This window comes from Deinococcus aquaticus (assembly GCF_028622095.1).
GTDB lineage: Bacteria > Deinococcota > Deinococci > Deinococcales > Deinococcaceae > Deinococcus > Deinococcus aquaticus.
In genome coordinates, this window is the sequence record NZ_CP115165.1 from 397,428 (window position 1) to 415,599 (window position 18,172).

The window sequence follows — 18,172 nt, forward strand, 5'->3', positions numbered from 1 at the left end:
CCACTCAGGTCACCGGGGCGGCCAGCGCAACGTGGGCAGGCACGCCGCCCACCAGCACGGCCGCGCCGTCCACGAGTTCCTTACGCAGCCGCGCCACGCTGCCATCACCGGCGTACAGGCCCGCCTGCCCCACGACCTTCCCATCCAGAATGATCTCCGCCCCCGCTGGCCAGGGCTGCGGCCCCAGCAGACGCGCCAGCCCGTGCCGGGCGTTCCCGCGCGCCTCCAGCCGCGCCATGATCTCCTGACCCACGTAACAGCCCTTGCGGTAACTGATGGCGGGCAGCGGGCCACCCACGTCCAGCCCGATCTCGGGCGGCAGCGTGCCGGTCAGGGCGTCCCGGATGACATCCGGAATCCCGGCCCGGACCCGCGCGGCGTCCAGGTCGGCCAGCGGCACCTCCGGGCCAGTCAGGGCCGAGATGACAGCCTCCTCGTGCCGCGCGAGGTAATGCAGGTCCACGCCCGGCGTGCCCGTCCGGTTCACGCGGCCTGCCAGGACCGCCCCGCCGCCCAGCTCGAACGTCTGCGCCGCGCCGCCGGCCACGTCCCAGCCGGGTAGCGTCTCCGCGTGCCAGACGTGCACGGTCCGCAACTGATCGCTGACATCCTGAATCTCCACCTGATCGAAGATCACGTACCGTTTCAGGCGGGCCTCCAGCGCCGGTGCCTGCCCGGCATCCAGGTGCAGGTACACGTCGTCGGCGCGGCGGTACGCGCGGGCGAACTGCTCGATCTGCCCGCGCACGTTCAGGAACGCACAGACCACCACGCCCGGCGTCGGCGCGCCCCGCAGGTCGTTGGTCATCTGCCCATGCACGAAATCAACGCGGTCCGCGCCGATCACGCGCAGACTGCTCGAAGGAATCCGGGTCCACATGCCGCCCAGCGTACGGGAAAGCAGGGAAGGCATGTGGAACGCGGATCGCCAAGCAGACGGGAAGGCCGACGCAGGCCATTCAGACGGCGTCGTTGTTGAGAACCGGAGCGGACACCAACGTCACGCGCGGGGCCCACCCGGTCTGGTCGGCGTCCGGGTCAGTCGCTGGCGAGGGCCAGTTCGCGTTCGCGTTGCCGGGCCTGCCGGGTCAGGTGCCAGCGGCTCAGGTCGGCGGCGGCGTCGCGGATGATCGCGCCGGCCTGCGGGAGTGCGGCGCGGCGGCTTTCCATGTTGCGGGCGACGATGCCGGTCAGGTCGTCAAGGTTCCGCAGGTGCGCGCCGGGCACGCTGGCGATGTCAGGGTCGAGGATGCGGGGCACGCTGATGTCGATCAGGAACATCGGGCGGCCCGGACGCTGCCGCAGGGCCTCGGCAACGCCCTCGCCGTGCAGGACGTAGTGGGGCGCGCCGCTGCTGGCGATCAGCACGTCCGCCTCGGGCAGCACCTCGTGCAGGTACTCGGCGGCGCAGGCGCGGCCTCCGACCTTGTCGGCCAGCTGGCGGGCGCGTTCGGCGGTGCGGTTGACAACGATCACGTCCTGCACCCCTGCGGCCCGCAGGTGCGTGAGGGTCAGTTCGGCAGTCTCCCCTGCCCCGAGAATCAGGGCGGTGCGTCCGGCGAGGCCCCCCAGGGCGGCCTGCGCGAGTTCGACGGCGGCGCTGGAGACGGACACGATCTTGTCGCTCATGCCGGTCTCGAAGCGCACGCGTTTCCCGGCGGCCAGGGCGCCCTGCGCGACCTTGTTCAGCAGGGTGCCGGTCAGGCCGCGTTCGCGGGCGTCCATCCAGGCGCGCTTGACCTGCCCCTGGATCTGCGTCTCGCCGATGACGAGGCTGTCCAGGCCCGCCGCAACGCGGTACAGGTGCGTGACGGCCGCCTCGCCCTGGTGGCAGTACAGGTGCCCGCCCAGCGAGTGACCCCAGGCGCCCTCGAAGGCGGCGAGGGGGTCGCCGGTCAGGCCCGCCATGTACACCTCGGTGCGGTTGCAGGTGGAGAGCAGCATGACTTCCTGCGCGTGGCGGGACAGGTGGGCCAGCAGCGCGCCCTCCTCGCCGGCACGCACGGCGGCGCGTTCACGGATCTCGACGGGGGCCGTCTGGTGGTTCAGGCCCACGACGGCCACGTCGAGCAGGCCGGGCATGGGCGCGCCGGGCCGGGCGAGGAAGGCCTGGGCGGTGGGGCAGGCGAGGGTCATGCGGGTACTCCTACGGCGCGGCGGATGTCCTGGCGCAGGGCGCTGAGGGCCGCCTGTCTCTGCGGTTCGGGAAGAGTGAGGGCCGCCTCGCGCCGCTCGGTCCAGGCGGCGAGTTGCTCGGGGGTGGGCAGCAGGTCGCGGGTGCGTTCAGTCAGCGCCTGCGCCAGCATGGGCAGTTCCCTGCCGGTGCTGACGGCGACCTGCACGCCCGCGCGGGCAGCCACGGCCGGGAAGCGCAGGTTGCCGCGTGTAGCGTCGCTGGCGTCGTTGACGAGCAGGCCCAGGTCCTGTGCGTCGCGGACGACCTGGGCGTTCACGCTGGCGTGACTGGTGGCGGCCACGACGAGGGCCGCACCGCGCAGGTCACCGCTGCGGTAGGGGCGCGGCTGCCAGTCGGTGGTCAGGGCAGCCAGTTCGTCGCAGCGGTCCGGGGCGATGACCTGCACGTGCAGTCCGGCGTCCAGCAGGGTGCGGGTGCGGCGCAGGGCGACGGCGCCTCCGCCGACCACGACGGCGCGCGCACCGTGCAGGTCGAGGAAGGCGGGAAGCAGACTCATGGGGCGCAGCATAGCGCGGGCCGGGCGGGGCAGCCGTCCCCGACCGATCGGTCGGGAAGGCGGCTGGGACGACCTGTAACGTGCCTCAGCCGGTAACAGCGGCGACGGCCTGCTCGGCCGCCTCGGCCAGGGCGTCCAGACTGGCGGTGTGGGCCAGGGTGATGTCCGTGAAGCCCGCCTCGCGCGCCGCGTCCCCGGTCTGGGGGCCCATGACGGCCACGCGCAGGTCCGTGCCGACCAGCGCCGCGAGGTGCCGCGCGGCGCTGCCGGACGCCAGGGTCACGACCGCCGCGCCGCGCAGGCGGTCCATGGACAGGCTGTCGGGACGGGCGGGTTCCGTGCGGTACAGCTCGGCGCGGTCGTAGGTCAGGCCGCGCGCTTCCAGGGCGCGTTGCAGGTCGTCTTCGGCCAGTTGCGAGGTCAGGTGCAGCAGTGTGTCGCCGGGCATGGCGGGCAGTTCGGCGCCCAGGTGGCGCGCGCCGGGCGTGGCGGGCACGAAGTCGGCGCGCAGGCCCAGCGCTTCGAGGCTGCGGGCGGTGCTGGGGCCGACAGCAGCCAGTTTCACGCCGGCCAGGTGGCGGGTGTCCAGGCCCAGGGCGTGCAGGTGCCCGATCAGGGTGGTGACGGCGTGGTTGCTGGTCAGCAGCAGCCAGCGCACGCCGCTCAGGTCGCGGAGGCGCTCGTGCAGGACACCGGGCTGCGCGGTGGGCGCGAATTCGATCAGCGGGACTTCCAGCACGCTGGCGCCGCGCGCACGCAGCAGGTCGCCCAGGCCGCTGGCACCACCGCGCGTGCGGGTCACGGCGACCGTCTGCCCGGTCAGCGGGCCGCCGAAGCCGGGGCGGGTGTCGAACCAGCGCAGGCTGTCACGCAGGCGCACGACCTCGCCCACGACCGTGACGGCCGGGGCTTCCAGTCCGGCCTCGCGGACCACGTCGGCAATGGTGGCCAGGGTGCCGGTCACGGTCCGCTGGCGGGGCGTGCTGCCCCACTGGATGGTCGCGGCGGGCGTCTGCGGGTCGCGCCCGGCAGCGATCAGGTCGGCGGCGATCTGGTGCAGGTTGCGTACGCCCATCAGCAGGACCAGGGTGTCCACGCCGGACAGACGCTCGTAGTGCGCGCCGCCCTCCTGCGTGTTGCCGGTCAGGACCGCGAACGACCGGGCGACCTCGCGGTGCGTGACGGGAATCCCGGCGTAGGCGGGCGCGGCGATGGCGCTGCTCACGCCGGGCACGATCTCGAACGGCACGCCGGCCAGAGCGCAGGCCTCGGCTTCCTCGCCGCCGCGCCCGAACACGAACACGTCACCGCCCTTCAGGCGCGCCACGCGCTGCCCGCCGTTCGCCTGCGCCTGCTCCACGATCAGCGCGTTGATCTGCTCCTGACTGATGTACTCCGAAAAGCCCTTCTTGCCCACGTAGATGGTGTGCGCGTCCGGCGCGTAGCGCAGCAGGTCCGGGTTGGCGAGGTAATCGAACAGCACCACGTCCGCCTCCATGAGCGCCTGCATGCCGCGCACGGTCAGCAGGCCCGGGTCGCCGGGGCCCGCCCCGATCAGGGACACGAAGGCGCGCGGGCTGGCAGAGGAAACGTCGGTCATCCCTACAGGCTAGCGGGCGGCGGGCGGGACATATGCGGGTGCGTGGGTGCGGCGGCCCCTCTTCTGGCAGCGGCCCTGATGCCCACAGGTGGATCAGGACACCGTTTCCGGCTCGCACGGGGCGGGCAGTGACGGGTGGTCGGGCAGCGGCAGGTGGTGCGCGGCCGTGTCGTGCAAGCCTGCGAACCGCAGGTGCCGCTGACTGATGAACCACAGTTCCTCGCGGTCGTTCGGCAGGATGAAGTACGCCTCGGAGGTCTCGGACGGGCTGAACACACCCAGCACCCGGTAGGCGCAGCCCCCGTTAAATCCGTTACTGAGCGGCAGGGGTTGAGGCGCGCGCGGTCCGGTCAGTTCCTGAACCCGGACGAACAGATGCGGATGGAAGGCGATCATGGATGCCGTCATTCTGAACCGCGCCGTTCGGGGCCGTGGGCGGGGCGCGGGCTTATGATTCCTTCATGCTGCCCCATACCGGAGTGACCCAGGCCGCAGCGACACAGGCCCCAGTAACCCAGGCCGATCTGCCCCGGCTGGCGCTGGCAGAGGCCGCCGCGCACGCCCGCTACGGTCAGCCGCAGGGTGCGCTGGCGGTCTTCGGCCCGCTGGTGGCCGTGCACGACCAGCCGGACTCACCGCTGAATAGCGCGTGGCACGACGGCACCCGTCCCCCCACGCCGCAGGAACTGGCGGACTTCCGGGCCTTCTGCGCCGCTCACGGGCAGCGGCCCACCCTGCACCTGCTGTCTCACGCCGCGCCGACCCTGATCCCGCTGCTGGGCGAGCATGGATACACGCTGACGTACGTGCTGCACGCCTACCTGCACGACCTGACCAGCCTGCCACCCGCCCCGGCCCTGCCCGTGCAGGAAACCACCGACGCCCACGCCTGGGCCGCCGTGTGCGCCCGGGGTTTCGGGCCTGGCAGTGAGGCCATCATGGAGCGGGTCGCGCGGACGCCCGGCACCCGACTGTTCCTGGCAGGCGGGCCTGACGTACACACAGCAGAAGAAGCCATGGGGGCCGCCGCCCTCTCCGTGACCGGGTTCAGCACGGGCAATGGCACCGGCAGCGGTGTGGCCGCCGCGCTGCACGGCACCTCCACCCGCCCGGAACACCGGGGCCAGGGCGCGCAGACGGCGCTGCTGGCCGCCCGCCTGCACGCTGCCGCGCAGGCCGGGGCGGACCTGACCAGCGTGTTCGTGACGCCCGGCACGCCCAGCGAACGCAACATCGGCCGCGCCGGGTTCCGGCTGGCGGGCCTGCGCCTGACCTTCAGCGCCTGAGCGTTCCGGCGGCGCGGGCGTAGGCTGGAGCATGACCACGCCCCCTGTACCCAAGCCCGATCAGAGCCTGTCGTTCCAGTCGGGTGGCCGCGCCCTGCACGCCGAGGTCTTCCGGCCCGCCGGATCACACCCGGAGCGGCCGGTGCCGGGCGTGCTGGTCATTCACGAGGCGTTCGGACTGACCGACGACATCCGCGCCATTGCCGCCCGCTTCGCCGGGGCCGGGTACGCGGCGCTGGCCGTGGACCTGTTCAGCGGCCGGCCCGCTGCCGTCTGCATGACCCGGTTGCTGGGCGGCATCTTCCTGAACTCGCTGGAACACCAGGGCGTGCAGGACACCCGCGCGGCGCTGGGCGTGCTGGGAGACCTGCCCGGCGTGGACGGCGCGCGGCTGGGCGCCGTCGGCTTCTGCCTGGGCGGCAGTCTGGCCGTGGCGATGGCCTGCACCGACGACCGCCTGCGGGCCGTGGCCCCGTACTACGGGTTCAACCCGCGCCCCGCCGGGGCCCTGGCGCGCGCCTGCCCGGTCGTGGGCAGCTTTCCGGGCCGCGACATCACCCGCCAGCAGGGCGAGCGGCTGCGCGGCGCGCTGGAGCAGGCGCAGGTGCCGCACGACGTGAAGATCTACCCGGACGCCCGGCACTCCTTCGCGAACCGGGGGCCGAACTTCGACGCGGTCGCCAGCGAGGACGCCTGGACGCGCGTTCTGGAGTTCTTCGCGCAGCACGTCACGCACGGCCCCGCAGGACACTGAGGGCCGCCGTGTCGCGCAAGCTGTGTCTCCCGCTCCTCAGGGACCTGTGGCGGCGCGCACGGCGTCCCGGACGGCGGCGCACACGGCCTCCTGCACCAGTGCCACCAGCAGCAGCGGATCGGCCGGGGGCAGGGTCGCGGCGCTCAGGACGAAGGCGCTGTCACCGTCCCAGGGGGTGTGGCTGGGGTGAATCACGCGGGCCAGCGCGGTCTGCGCGGCGTCCGCGAGGCGGCGGCACTCGTTCTTGCTCAGGGTGTGCTCGGTGACCACGGCGATCAGGGTGGTGTTCTCCACGTCGCCGGGCGTGAAGGCCGTGGCCCCCGGCCCCACACCTGGACCGGCCAGCACGCCGCCCCGTTCGTCCAGCACGTCCCCGATGGGGTTCACGACGGCCAGTGCGCCCACGCGGACGCCGTGCCGTTCGATCAGGACGCTGCCCAGGCCGCCCGGCACGGCCCCGCTGCCCAGGTACTTGCCGGCGGTCGCGCCCGTTCCGGCGCCCACCAGACCGCGCGCCACCGGGTCGGCACTGGCGGCGCGGGCGGCCAGTTCGCCCTCGCGCTCGCCGGGGCGGATGTCGGCGCGGCCCACGCCCAAGTCGTAGATCACGGCGGCCGGGACCAGCGGCACGCGCGCCCAGGGCGTCTCGTGCCCGACGCCGCGTTCCTCCAGCACCCGGACCACGCCGCCCGCCGCACTCAGGCCGAAGGCACTGCCGCCGGTCAGGAGCAGCGCGTGCACCCGCTCGACCTTCTTGTCGGGCGAGAGCAGCACGCCCTCACGCGTACCGGGGCTGGGTCCCAGGAACGACGCGGACGCCACCGCGCCCTCCGGGGGGCACAGGATCACGGTGCAGCCGGTGCGCGCCTGGGCGTGGGTCCAGTGGCCCACCAGGAAGCCCGGAACGCCGGTCAGGGTACGGTTCTCGCTCATGCGCTCCAGCAGAGCACAGGACTTCCAGAAACGACAGACCAGAAACGACCCGCCAGAAATGACAGGGAGGCGCGCCGTGACTCTGGTTCACGGCGCGCCTCCTGGGGGAGTGGGTTGTGGTCAGCTTGCGTCGGGGGTGGGGTCGTTACGGGTGCGCCACAGGCTCAGCAGCACGCCGCCCGCAAGGATGCCCAGCGTGACCGTCAGGCTGATGGCGGGGTCGACCTTGCCGTAGAACTGCGCGTAGAAGATCTTGGCGCCGATGAACACCAGCACCAGCGCCAGCGCGGGTTTGAGGGCCTCGAAGCGGTGGACCATGGCGGCCAGCGCGAAGTACAGGGCGCGCAGACCCAGGATGGCGAAGATGTTGCTGGTGTACACGATGAACGGGTCCTGCGTGATGGCGAAGATGGCGGGAATGCTGTCCACGGCGAAGATCACGTCGGCGAATTCCACGACCAGCAGGGCCAGCAGCAGCGGCGTGGCGTGCAGGCGCAGGCGGCCCCGGGCGTCGGGCAGGCGAGTCAGGAACTTCTGGCCGTCCAGGGTGGGGCTGACGGGCACGAAGCGCCGCAGGAGGCGCACGGCGGGGTGGGCCTGCATGTCGGGGGTTTCCTCGTCGCCGCCGCGCAGGAGTTTGACACCGGTCAGCAGCAGGAACGCGCCGAAGATCCACATGATCCAGTCGAACTGCGTGACGAGCGCGGTGCCCAGGCCGATCATCAGGCCGCGCAGGATGATCACGCCCAGAATCCCCCAGAACAGCACGCGGTGTTGCAGGTGGCGGGGAATGGCGAACGACGCGAAGATCACGCTGATCACGAACACGTTATCCAGTGCCAGGGCCTTTTCCAGCGCGAAGCCGGTCAGGTACGCCATGCCGCTCTCGGCGCCCAGCGTGAACCACACCCACCCGCCGAAGGCCAGCGCGACCGCGATGTAGAAGGCACTCAGTTTAAGGCTGCTGCCGATGCCGATCACCTGATCCTCGGCGGCCACGCCGGCCGCGTCGGCGCGGCGGCGGCGCAGACGGTCCAGCACGCCGAGGTCAAAGGCCAGGAGCGCGCCGACGAGGGTAATGAAAACCAGCCACATCCAGGTGGGTTGGCCGAGCCAGGGGGTCATGAGGGCGTCCACGGTGTTCCTCCGGTGGGCGCAGCGCGAGATGGTCGGTCACTGACGGGAAGTGTCGTGCCGCAAGACACGAAAACGCCCGGCAGGAGCCGCGGTTCGCGCCGCGTTCCTGCCGGGTCTCTGCCTTTGCTGCTCCTGACCGGGAAACCGTTGGTTTCCGTATTGACGATCAGGTGCTCCCTGCCGAGAGGCAGGGCGGCTTACTCCCCCGGATTGGCCTTCAGTATCCCCGAAGCGGACGCCGCACGGATGAGAGATTGGTAAAGTCCAGTCGAAGGGTTGGCAACCCTATGCAGCACAACACCCGCCCAGAGCGCGGTGGCTTCCGGGCGGGTGCCGATGGACCCTCGGATCAGGGCGTCTTGAGGGCGTACCCGATGCCGCGCACGGTGCGGATGATGCCGTACCCGTCGAGGTCGCGCAGCTTGGCGCGCATGTTCGCCATGTGCACGTCCACCACGTTGCTGTTGCTGGGGAGTTCACCGTTCCAGACCTCGCGCTCGATCTCCTGGCGGGAGTACACGCGGCCCGGCTGGCGGGCCAGGAAGGTCAGCAGGTCAAATTCCTTGGGCGACAGCCGGACCTCGTGCCCGTTGTAGTGACACAGACGCTTCTGCGGGTGAATTTCCAGCGGCCCGATGCTGATGACCTCGCCGTGCTGCTGGTGGCGGAGCTGCACCTTCACGCGCGCCACGAGTTCCTCCGGGTGGAAGGGTTTGGTCATATAGTCGTCCGCGCCGGCTTCCAGCAGGTTCACTTTGCGGTCCACGGCGTCCATGGCGGTCAGGATGATGATCGGCACGCTGCTGGTCTTGCGCAGGCGGCGGGCGATCTCGGCGCCGTCGAAATCGGGCAGGCCCAGGTCCAGGATGACCAGATCGGGGTTGCTCTCGCGGGCGCTGGTCAGGCCAGTCACGCCGTCAGGCGCGGCCAGGACCTTGTACCCGGCCTGTTCCAGCTCGTACTGCACGACGCGGGTGATGTCCGGGTTGTCTTCAATAAGTAGGATGCGTTGCTCCATAGCTGCCTTTTCGTCTCCTCATCCCTGGGATGTTCAGTGGCCCGGCTGGGCGCTGCCCTGGCAGGCCAGGGAGGCACGCAACCGTGGGTGTGTCCGCTTCGGATGCCGGTGCACCTGTTTCCGGCCCATCGTAGGGGCCCGGAAGGTCCCGGGGGACTCAGGTACGGTTTAGGGTCCCTTAACAGCCGTCAAATCCTGCCGTTCAGGGGCACGGAATCTGCGCGGCGTTCAGGTGGAATCCGGCGCGCCGACCAGGGCGGTCAGGCCGGGCCGGGCACGATCACGTCGTCCACCTGCACCTCGTGGCGCAGCAGCAGCGTTTTCAGGCGTTGCGTGGCGGCGGCGGCCAGCGCCTGATCGCGCGGGTGGAACACCAGGGTCAGGCGGGCCGCCGCGCCGGGCCGGGGCTCCTGCACCTGCACCTGAAGCGGGCGGCGGAAGGCCGGGTCGCGCATCAGGTCGCGCAGGATGCGGGTAAAGGTCAGCTCGTCCACGCCGGCCAGCGTGAACGCGATCCCCAGCGGCGCCTGATCGGTCATGCGCGGCAGCGTAGCGCACCGGCCCCCGCACGGGCACCCGCCCCGGCCCCGCACCCGGCCGCAGCGGTGGATGAACCGTGCTGCCCGCCGCTGCGGGGCGCGGTCAGCGCCGACTAGAATGCCCGGCATGAGTGACCTGCCGCCATCCGACGCCGCACCTGATGACTTTGCCTTCCCGGACGACGACCACCTCGACCGGAGTTTCACGGACGGCGAGGATCAAGCGTACCTGGAGCACCTGAACGGCGCGGACCTGTACTTCGAGGTGATGGGCGACCCGGCCGGCGGTGAAGCCCCGCTGGTGTTCCTGCACGGCGGCCCCGGCTACAACAGTTACTCGTTCCAGGCGGCGTTCGGGGACCGCATGCCGCGCGCGGCCGTGTTCCTAGATCAGCGCGGCTCGGGACGCAGCGGGCCGCTGGAGGACACCGAGCAGGGCGCCGACACCCTGGACCTCGACACGCTGGTCGGCGACCTGGACGCCGTGCGCGACTTCCTGGGCGCCGCGCAGATCGTGCCGCTCGGGCACGGCTTCGGGGCGCTGGTGGCGCTGGAGTACGCCCGCCGCCACCCCACCCGCACGGCCCGCGTGATCGTCGTGAATCCCTGGGTGCATTACCCGGACCTGGCGCGTACCCTGCTGGAAGAGGCCAGCGCCCGGCGCGGTACGCCCCTGGAAGACCCGGCAGAGCGCGTGCGGGCCGACACGCCCGACGGGCAGCACGCCCCGGTGGGCGCGGCGCGGATCGAGGCGGCCTTCGAACTACTGAACGCCCGCGACCTGCTGAACGCCCTGCAGTTCCGGGACGCGCCCACCCGCATGCGACTGGAATTCATGGACGCCGAGGGGCAACTCGTGGGCGGCGGCGAGGTGCAGGAAGCGCTGGTTAACCAGGGCCTGTGGGAGTTCGAGTACCCGCCGTTCCTGGCCGAGATTCGCCGCCCGGTGTTCGTGATCTCGGGCGCGCACGACCGCACCAGTTACCCCGAGCAGGTGCAGTGGGTCGCGGACCTCGCGGACGGCGACGTGACCGTGCTGGACGCCGCGCACTACCCCTGGCTGGACGACGAGGACGCCTTCGCGCAGGCGCTGGACGACGCCCTGAACCGCTGAGGCCAGCGCGCAGGGGCCGCGCTAGCCTGTTGTCAGCATGTTCTCAGACGCACTCACGGCGCGGCCCGTATACTCCTGTGTGATCTCATGAAAGGCCTGATTCTTGCCGCCGGGCGCGGCAGTCGCCTGCTTCCCATCAGCGCGACCCGCGCCAAGCACGCCGTTCCCGTGGCGGGCCAGCCCATCATTGCCCACGCCGTGCAGTCCCTGCGGGACGCGGGCATCACGGACATCGGCATCGTGTGCAGCCCGTCCAGCGAGACGGACCTGCGGGACGCCACGCACAGCAGCGGCCACCTGACCTTCATCCGGCAGCGTGAAGCTCTGGGGACCGGCCACGCCGTCCTGAGTGCCCGCGCCTTCCTGGAAAACCAGCCCACCCTGCTGTACCTGGGCGACAACCTCTTCCAGGATCGCCTGACGCCCATGCTCAGCACCCTGCGCGACGCGGACGCCGTGATCGGCGTGAAACAGGTGCCCAACCCGCAGGCGTACGGCGTGGCCATCGTGAAAAACGGCCGCCTGCTGCGACTCGTCGAGAAACCCCGCAAGCCCGAGAGTAACCTCGCGGCGTGCGGCGTGTTCAGCTTCGGCCCGGCCCTGCTGGAGTACGTGCAGGACCTGCTGCCCAGCGACCGGGGCGAGATCGAGTTCCCGCAGGCCCTGAGCGCCCTGATGGCCGCCGGAGGGCAGGTACGCGCCGTGGAATTCAGCGGATTCTGGAGTGACGCCGGCACGCCCGACGACCTGCTGAACGCCAACACCTTCTTCCTGTCGCGCCTGCAGCCCCGCATTGAGGGCCGTGTGGACCGCAGCGTCGTGACCGGCCCGGTCGTGATCGAGGCGGGCGCGGCCGTCGAGGACAGTGTCATCACGGGACCCGTCTGGATCGGACCGCACGCCCTGGTGCGCGGCGCGACCATCGGGCCGGGCGTGAGCATCGGCGCGCACGCCCGCGTGGACAGCGCCCGCGTGCACGCCAGCCTGATCGACGATTTCGCCCGCGTACTGCACCCCACCCTGCCGCTGTACCGCAGCCTGATCGGCCGTCACGCGCTGGTCACCGCGCCCAGCGACACCGGCCTGCAGATGGTCATCGGGGACCGCAGCATCATGCGCATGTGACGCTGGCCGATGGCTGATGGCGCAGGCCAGACCGCAGCGCGCAGAGAACACAGGCGGCCCGTGCCGACCCTCAACCCTCCCCCATCCGGCACACACCCGCCCGCGCCCGGCCCCGGCGTACGCTGGGCGGCATGACACAACGCGATGGACAGGGCGACGGACCGCAGGCGGACACCGCAGCTTCCGGGGGCGACCTGCCGGTCAATGCCAGGGGCGAGGTGCTGATCAGCGGCCTGGATACCGGACCGCTGACGCAGGAGCGCGAGAACGTCTCGCCGACCGATCAGCTCGCCCGGTTCCAGCCGGCGCACCCCAACCGCGAACCCACCGACGAGGACGGCTGAACCGACGCCAGCACCGGCCCTTCCCCCGGCCGGACGCCCCGCTGCGCTAGAATGCTCCCTGCACGCGCCCCCGACCCCCAGGGACCCGGTGGGCGCAGTTTCACGTAAGGAGTGTTCAACATGGCCGGTCACAGCAAATGGTCGCAGATCAAGCGCAAAAAAGGCGCGAACGACAAGAAACGCAGCGCGATGTACTCCAAGCACATCCGCGCCATTCAGGCGGCCGTCCGTTCCGGCGGCACCGGTGACCCCAGCGGGAACCTCAGCCTGAAAAACGCCATCGCCGCCGCCAAGAGCGACACGGTCCCGGTCGACAACATCGAGAACGCCATCAAACGCGCCGTCGGGGCCGGTGAAGGCGCCGCCGAATTCAAGGAAGTCACGTACGAGGGGTACGGCCCCGGCGGAACGGCCCTGCTGATCGAGGCGCTGACCGACAACGTGAACCGCACCGTCGCCGACATCCGCGCCGTGTTCAACAAGCGCGGCGGCAGTCTGGGCACCAGCGGCAGCGTCGCGTGGCAGTTCGAGAAGAAAGGCGTGATCCTCCTGACCGACACCAGCGAACAGGCGCAGGAAACCGCCATCGAGCACGGCGCCGAAGACATCCAGGAATCCGAGGAAGGTCTGGCCATCAGCACCGGCCCCAACGACCTGTACGCCGTGCAGGACGCCCTGAGCGCCGCCGGGTTCAGCATCGAGAACGCCCAGGTGGACATGATCCCCAGCAACACTGTCGCCGTCGCCGGTGACGACGCCCGCAAACTGCTCGTCCTGATCGACGTCCTCGAAGAACTCGACGACGTGCAGAACGTCTACAGCAACGCCGACCTCCCCGACGACGAGGAATAAAGGTCGACAGTAGAAGGTTGATGGGTGATGGAGGGTATGACCTCCATCACCCATCAACTGTTAACCATCAACCCTCACAGCACCAGGGCCTGTGCGTTCCCGCCGAGGCGGTCCCAGAGGGTGAAGGCAGCGCGTGCGCCGGGGCGGATGATGCCCTCGTCGTTCCAGCCGGCGGCCAGAGCGGGGCCGCGCGTGTGGGCGTGCAGGACGTCGTGTTCGGTCAGGGCCTCACTGGGCGCGACGCGGACGCCGCTGTCGTCCACGCGGGTGATGGCGGCGGCGAAGTTCGCGCGGTACTCGGGTGGCGCGACCGGGGCGTCGCTGCCGAACGCGAGGACCGCCCCGGCGTCCCGTAGTGACCGGAAGGCGTAACTGAGGTGTTCGAGGTGCGGCATGAGTTCGCGGATCATGGGGCCGTCTGCCTGGAGGTGGATGGGCTGCACGCTGGCGGTCAGGCCCCGGAAGCGCGGGACGTCCTCGGCGCGCAGGTGCTGGGCGTGCTCAACGCGCAGGCGGATGCCGCGCGCCTCGGCGTGGGGGCGCAGGCGGTCGTAGGCGTTCAGGACCTCGGTGTTCGCGCGGTCCCCGATAGCGTGCGTGACGGGGGTCAGGCCCAGTTCGATGGCCTCGCGGCCCAGGTCCGCGATGAGTTCCGGCGGGTCCAGCGGCATGCCGGTGCCCGAGCCGTCTGCGAAACCGGGCGCGTGCAGCCACGCGGTGCGGCTGCCGAGCGCGCCGTCCGCGAAGAACTTAACGCCTCCCCACTGGAACAGTCCGCCGGGCGTGCGGTTCAGGCCCAGGGCGCGGGCGTGCCCGAGGCGGTCGTGCGGCAGGCACGCCCACACCCGCAATGGCAGTTCGTCCTGCTGCGCGAGGGTCTGGAGGGCGCGGGGCGCCTCGACCGGCTCGAAAGCCATGGTGTGCGCGCTCACGTAACCGCGCGCGGCCAGATCGTCCGCTCCGGCGCGGGCCGCCGCGAGGTACTGCGCGTCACTGGGGGCCGGAATGGCGCGGGCCACGAGGTCAGACGCGCTTTCCAGCAGGCAACCCAGCGGCCGCACGATCCGTCCACCCTGCGGGTCTGGCGTGTCGTCCGTAACGCCCGCCAGTCTCAGCGCGGCGCTGTTCGCCCAGCTCAGGTGCAGGTCCCGCGAGTACAGCATGACCGGATGGTGCGGGCTGACCTCGTCCAGCAGCGCCGCCGACGGGTACCCGCTCAGGCCCAGTTCCGAGAGCAGGAACCCCCCGCCGCGAATCCAGGTGCCGGGCGGCGTGTTCATCACGCGCTGCGCCACGCGGGCCTGCACCTCCGCGACACTCCGCGCGCCGTGCAGTGGCACCTCCGAGAGCGAGAACCCGTACGTGACCAGATGAATGTGCGCCTCCGCCAGCCCCGGCGTGAGCAGCAGGTCCCGGTGATCGAGCACCTGCGCGCCCGGCGCCAGCGCCGCCAGTTCCTCGCGCGACCCGGCCGCCAGAACCCGCCCGCCCCCCACCAGCACGGCCTGCACCTCCGGCCGGGCGTCATCGAGCGTCAGGGTCCGGGCGTGAATCACGGTCAGCGGGTGCGTCATGCCCGACAGCCTACGGCACACGCCCCTGCACCCGCCCCGCACGCACGGAACGCCGCGCCAGCGCGTCCAGCCAGTCAAAACACCCACCCTGCCGGGTGTACCGCGCCGCGCCTGCGCCCCCAGTTGGCCCGCCGTCCTGTTAAACTGAGCGGCATGCCCCGCATCCTCGTGGTGGACGACGACTCTGCCATCCTCAAACTCGTCAGCGTGATCCTCTCCCGCGCCGGGCATGAGGTTCGCACCAGCACCCATCCCGTCGAAGCCCTCGACCTGCTGAAAGTCTTCACGCCGGACCTCGTGATCAGCGACGTCGTCATGCCCTACATGACCGGCCTGGAATTCCTGGAGAAACTCCGCGCGCACGAGCAACTGTCCGCCATTCCGTTCATGCTGCTCTCCAGCCACGCCGAACGCGGCGACGTGCGGCGCGGCATGAACCTCGGCGCGGACGACTACCTGCCCAAACCCTTCACGCCCCAGGACCTGACCACCGCCATCGACGCAAGGCTGCGCCGCGCCGGACTGACCCTGCAAGGCGAAAGCGGCATGCAGGCCAAGGGCCTCGGCACCGCGCAGGTCATGTGGCAGGGCAGCGCCGTCTCCTGGGTCAGCCGCAAGGCCCTCGAACTGTTCTTCTACCTGCTGGAACACAAGGAAGTCACCAGCTGGGAAGCCGCCGAGGCCCTGTGGCCCGAAAAGGACGAGGCGCGCGCCAGCAGCCTGTTCCACACCACCCTGCACCGCCTGCGCCGCAGCCTGAGCAACGAAGCCGTCGTCAGCGCCAACCGCCGCTACGCGCTGGCCAGCGACCTGAACCCCGAATACGACGTGCAACGCTTCGAACTGCTCGCCGCGCAGGCCGAACAGGGCAGCCTCGGCCTTGAGGAACTCCGGGAACTCGTCACGCAGTACGGACACTTCCTGCCCGGCACCGACAGCCCCTGGGCCGACGACGTCCGCTCCCGCCTCGAACAGAAACAACTCAGCCTGCTCGGCGTGGCCGCCCGCGCCGCCACCGAAGCCGGACGCGACCGCGACGCCGCCCAGTTCCACCAGCGCGCCCTGGCCCTCGACCCCATGAGCGAACTCGACTGGCAAGGCCTCGCCCGCGCCCTCGACACCATCGGCGACCCCCGCGCCCGCCTCGCCGCGCAACGCGAAGCATGGTGGGCCGTCGACCTCGACTGAACCAGCCCCCAGAGAACAGGCCCGGCCGCCCACGCGCCGGGCCTGCCTCATTTGCGCCGCGCGACACCCAGACCACCCGGTACGCTAGGTGAACCGGAGGTCACATGTTCGATACCAGAGAGCCAAAGACCGGCAAAGCGCCCCAATCCAAAACCCCCGCCCCGGCACCCGCACCACGCCCACTCAAGACAGGCACCCAGACCTGGCAACGCACCTTCCGCGGCACCGGCAACGGCATCACCTTCCAACTACGTATCATCCGCAAACCCAACGGCCACCTCACCGCCCGTTACCAGGCCACCCCTGGCCAGGGCAGCGGGTGGCACCTTGAAGGACAACTCCGCGACGACAACACCTTCACCCTGAAAGGCACCCAGAACAAAGCCGAATTTCAGGGAAAAATCAGCCCCGACGGCAAAGCTGTCACCAGTAGCTTCACAAACACCACGACCAAAGACACATTCACAGTCTCAGAAATGACGTTACGCATGGCTGCTTGGGTAAAGCCAGCCCAAAATCAACAAAGCAACAGCGCATCTTCGGACATAAGTTCCGAACAGGCCAACAGCAGTGCGATAGATTGGGAGCAAACACTGACCCCAGCGATGCGCAAGAAGCTCCCAGCCCTATCCGAGCCCAAATTTTTAGATCAATTAGATGAAATGTGCAAAAGAATCGGAATTCCAAGCGATCTATTATTAGCAGTTATGACTTTTGAATCAGCAGACCATAATCATGGCACACGAGGACTAGACTCAAAGGCCGATAATGGGCTGGGCTATTATGGCCTGATTCAGTTTGGCCCAGAGGCGGCCAAAGATTTTGGCCTTGTGTCCGCCAAAGACTTCCAAAAAATGAGCGCTACCGAGCAATTGCCTTATGTAGAAAAATTTTTGAAAACCCACGGGGTACCTCAGGCCGTTGCAAAAGCCAAGGCAGAAAACAGAAATATCACTCTTGAAGAAATATATATGAGCATCTTGGGCGGCAATGCGAATAAAGCCTATAGTTCCGTATGGAAAACTAAAGCTTCAAGCCCTAAGGGCTACAAGAACAATAGCGGACTAGATTCAAACGGCGATTTTGCCATAACTCCCACAGAAGCCGCAGATGCCGTGCGGCTTCACTGGAGAGAGGTTTACGGAAACAATATAGACGAACGGAGCAGACACCTCGAAAGACAATGGTACACCGCCCGCCATCCAGATACAAACAGAGACGAGAGGAGATGGAGGGCAGCATACCATTCTGAAATTTTCTCAGATAAGCTGAACAATACATTCAACAACCAGCAGTCAGGCCAGCAGGATCAGAATTCGAATACATCTGGAAACCAGCAAAATCAGATTCAAAATTCCCAGCAATCCGGCATAGTCAAAGACACCAGCGCCGAAAGAAAAAGAACCATACGCGCTAACAAGGATTGGGGAGCCGAAATCGGTTCGCTTGATGGAGTCAAGGCATATTACAATGACGGAGTGCAATCGCCAGAGGAAAGCGCGTCCGGGAATCGAAATTATTCAAAGGATGGCTATAAGTATGAGTATGGCCTGAAATGGCAATGTGTAGAATTTGTCAGGCGCTACTACTACGATAGACTAGGTGTTGAATTTGTCCCCAGATCGGGCAATGCAGAAGATTATTTTGATAAGAATACTCCGAATGGCAACGTTAATACCCGAAGAAAACTAAACCAGTTTAAGATAGGATCCACAGAAAAGCCAAAATATCAGGATTTGATCATCTTCGGCCCTAATCCATTTTCTTCCGTTGGGCATGTAGCGATCGTATCAAGTGCCTCTGAAGACAATTTCACCATAGCGCAACAGAATGTAGGCGCGAAGTTTACAGATACAATAGGCCTGGAGCATAATTCAGTTGCCGGCAAGAAAATCTACAAGATATCTCAATCTTATAGTTCTCTGAATGTAATGGGATGGCTAAGGAAATGAAACGCACTATACTGCTAGCTTTTTTAATAATTTCTTGCTCAAGCTCTGGGTCTTCAACAGATA

At 68.6% G+C, this 18,172-nt stretch carries 18 protein-coding genes; 8 read left to right on the forward strand and 10 right to left on the reverse strand.

What is annotated here, in order from left to right:
• Window positions 1–4: 4 nt before the first annotated feature.
• The 5 genes from ygfZ to M8445_RS02010 all read right to left on the reverse strand — a co-directional run bounded on the left by ygfZ (window position 5) and on the right by M8445_RS02010 (window position 4,689).
• On the reverse strand, window positions 5–880 hold the full coding sequence (gene ygfZ / locus M8445_RS01990; RefSeq protein WP_273989291.1) for a CAF17-like 4Fe-4S cluster assembly/insertion protein YgfZ: 876 nt from the start codon (window positions 878–880) through the stop codon (window positions 5–7).
• Window positions 881–1,038: 158 nt separating this feature from the next.
• The gene (gene hemA / locus M8445_RS01995; RefSeq protein ID WP_273989292.1) at window positions 1,039–2,136 is read right to left on the reverse strand and encodes a glutamyl-tRNA reductase; all 1,098 of its coding nucleotides are present in this window, start codon (window positions 2,134–2,136) and stop codon (window positions 1,039–1,041) included.
• Complete coding sequence (locus M8445_RS02000; protein ID WP_273989294.1) at window positions 2,133–2,693, reverse strand: precorrin-2 dehydrogenase/sirohydrochlorin ferrochelatase family protein; 561 nt, start codon at window positions 2,691–2,693, stop codon at window positions 2,133–2,135. The genes hemA and M8445_RS02000 overlap by 4 nt, the downstream gene beginning before the upstream one ends.
• Window positions 2,694–2,778: 85 nt before the next feature.
• Window positions 2,779–4,293, reverse strand: a complete 1,515-nt coding sequence (gene cobA, locus M8445_RS02005; RefSeq protein WP_273989295.1) for a uroporphyrinogen-III C-methyltransferase — start codon at window positions 4,291–4,293, stop codon at window positions 2,779–2,781.
• Between the two features lie 93 nt (window positions 4,294–4,386).
• On the reverse strand, window positions 4,387–4,689 hold the full coding sequence (locus tag M8445_RS02010) for a hypothetical protein (protein ID WP_273989296.1): 303 nt from the start codon (window positions 4,687–4,689) through the stop codon (window positions 4,387–4,389).
• Between the two features lie 65 nt (window positions 4,690–4,754).
• On the opposite strand from M8445_RS02010, the gene M8445_RS02015 reads away from it, so the two are divergent.
• Entirely contained in the window at window positions 4,755–5,579 is an 825-nt protein-coding gene (locus tag M8445_RS02015) for a GNAT family N-acetyltransferase (protein WP_273989297.1), read from the forward strand.
• 31 nt (window positions 5,580–5,610) lie between these two features.
• Window positions 5,611–6,333 (forward strand): dienelactone hydrolase family protein, encoded by a 723-nt coding sequence (locus M8445_RS02020; protein WP_273989298.1) that lies wholly within the window; start codon window positions 5,611–5,613, stop codon window positions 6,331–6,333.
• A 36-nt stretch (window positions 6,334–6,369) separates the two neighbouring features.
• Here M8445_RS02020 and M8445_RS02025 read toward each other — a convergent pair whose 3' ends face one another.
• From M8445_RS02025 to M8445_RS02040, 4 genes are all read right to left on the reverse strand, one after another.
• Window positions 6,370–7,266, reverse strand: a complete 897-nt coding sequence (locus tag M8445_RS02025) for a P1 family peptidase (protein ID WP_273989299.1) — start codon at window positions 7,264–7,266, stop codon at window positions 6,370–6,372.
• Window positions 7,267–7,386: 120 nt separating this feature from the next.
• The gene (locus tag M8445_RS02030) at window positions 7,387–8,403 is read right to left on the reverse strand and encodes a TerC family protein (RefSeq protein ID WP_273989300.1); all 1,017 of its coding nucleotides are present in this window, start codon (window positions 8,401–8,403) and stop codon (window positions 7,387–7,389) included.
• Between the two features lie 349 nt (window positions 8,404–8,752).
• The gene (locus M8445_RS02035; protein WP_055363171.1) at window positions 8,753–9,421 is read right to left on the reverse strand and encodes a response regulator transcription factor; all 669 of its coding nucleotides are present in this window, start codon (window positions 9,419–9,421) and stop codon (window positions 8,753–8,755) included.
• 260 nt (window positions 9,422–9,681) lie between these two features.
• Window positions 9,682–9,960 (reverse strand): hypothetical protein, encoded by a 279-nt coding sequence (locus tag M8445_RS02040; protein ID WP_273989301.1) that lies wholly within the window; start codon window positions 9,958–9,960, stop codon window positions 9,682–9,684.
• 268 nt (window positions 9,961–10,228) lie between these two features.
• On the opposite strand from M8445_RS02040, the gene M8445_RS02045 reads away from it, so the two are divergent.
• The 4 genes from M8445_RS02045 (at window position 10,229) to M8445_RS02060 (ending at window position 13,395) form a co-directional block, all read left to right on the forward strand.
• Window positions 10,229–11,074, forward strand: coding sequence for an alpha/beta fold hydrolase (locus M8445_RS02045; protein ID WP_273990806.1), 846 nt, complete (start codon window positions 10,229–10,231; stop codon window positions 11,072–11,074).
• 87 nt (window positions 11,075–11,161) lie between these two features.
• Window positions 11,162–12,199 (forward strand): sugar phosphate nucleotidyltransferase, encoded by a 1,038-nt coding sequence (locus M8445_RS02050; protein ID WP_273989302.1) that lies wholly within the window; start codon window positions 11,162–11,164, stop codon window positions 12,197–12,199.
• Between the two features lie 131 nt (window positions 12,200–12,330).
• Entirely contained in the window at window positions 12,331–12,543 is a 213-nt protein-coding gene (locus tag M8445_RS02055; RefSeq protein WP_273989303.1) for a hypothetical protein, read from the forward strand.
• 120 nt (window positions 12,544–12,663) lie between these two features.
• Entirely contained in the window at window positions 12,664–13,395 is a 732-nt protein-coding gene (locus tag M8445_RS02060; RefSeq protein WP_273989305.1) for a YebC/PmpR family DNA-binding transcriptional regulator, read from the forward strand.
• 74 nt (window positions 13,396–13,469) lie between these two features.
• On the opposite strand, the gene M8445_RS02065 is transcribed toward M8445_RS02060, so the two are convergent.
• Complete coding sequence (locus M8445_RS02065; RefSeq protein ID WP_273989306.1) at window positions 13,470–14,969, reverse strand: amidohydrolase; 1,500 nt, start codon at window positions 14,967–14,969, stop codon at window positions 13,470–13,472.
• A 153-nt stretch (window positions 14,970–15,122) separates the two neighbouring features.
• Between M8445_RS02065 and M8445_RS02070 the strand changes: the two genes are divergently transcribed.
• Entirely contained in the window at window positions 15,123–16,157 is a 1,035-nt protein-coding gene (locus tag M8445_RS02070; RefSeq protein WP_273989307.1) for an AfsR/SARP family transcriptional regulator, read from the forward strand.
• Window positions 16,158–16,261: 104 nt separating this feature from the next.
• Window positions 16,262–18,109 carry a CHAP domain-containing protein gene (locus tag M8445_RS02075; protein WP_273989308.1) on the forward strand — a complete coding sequence of 616 codons (1,848 nt, stop codon included), beginning with the start codon at window positions 16,262–16,264 and terminating at the stop codon, window positions 18,107–18,109.
• Window positions 18,110–18,172 lie beyond the last annotated feature (63 nt).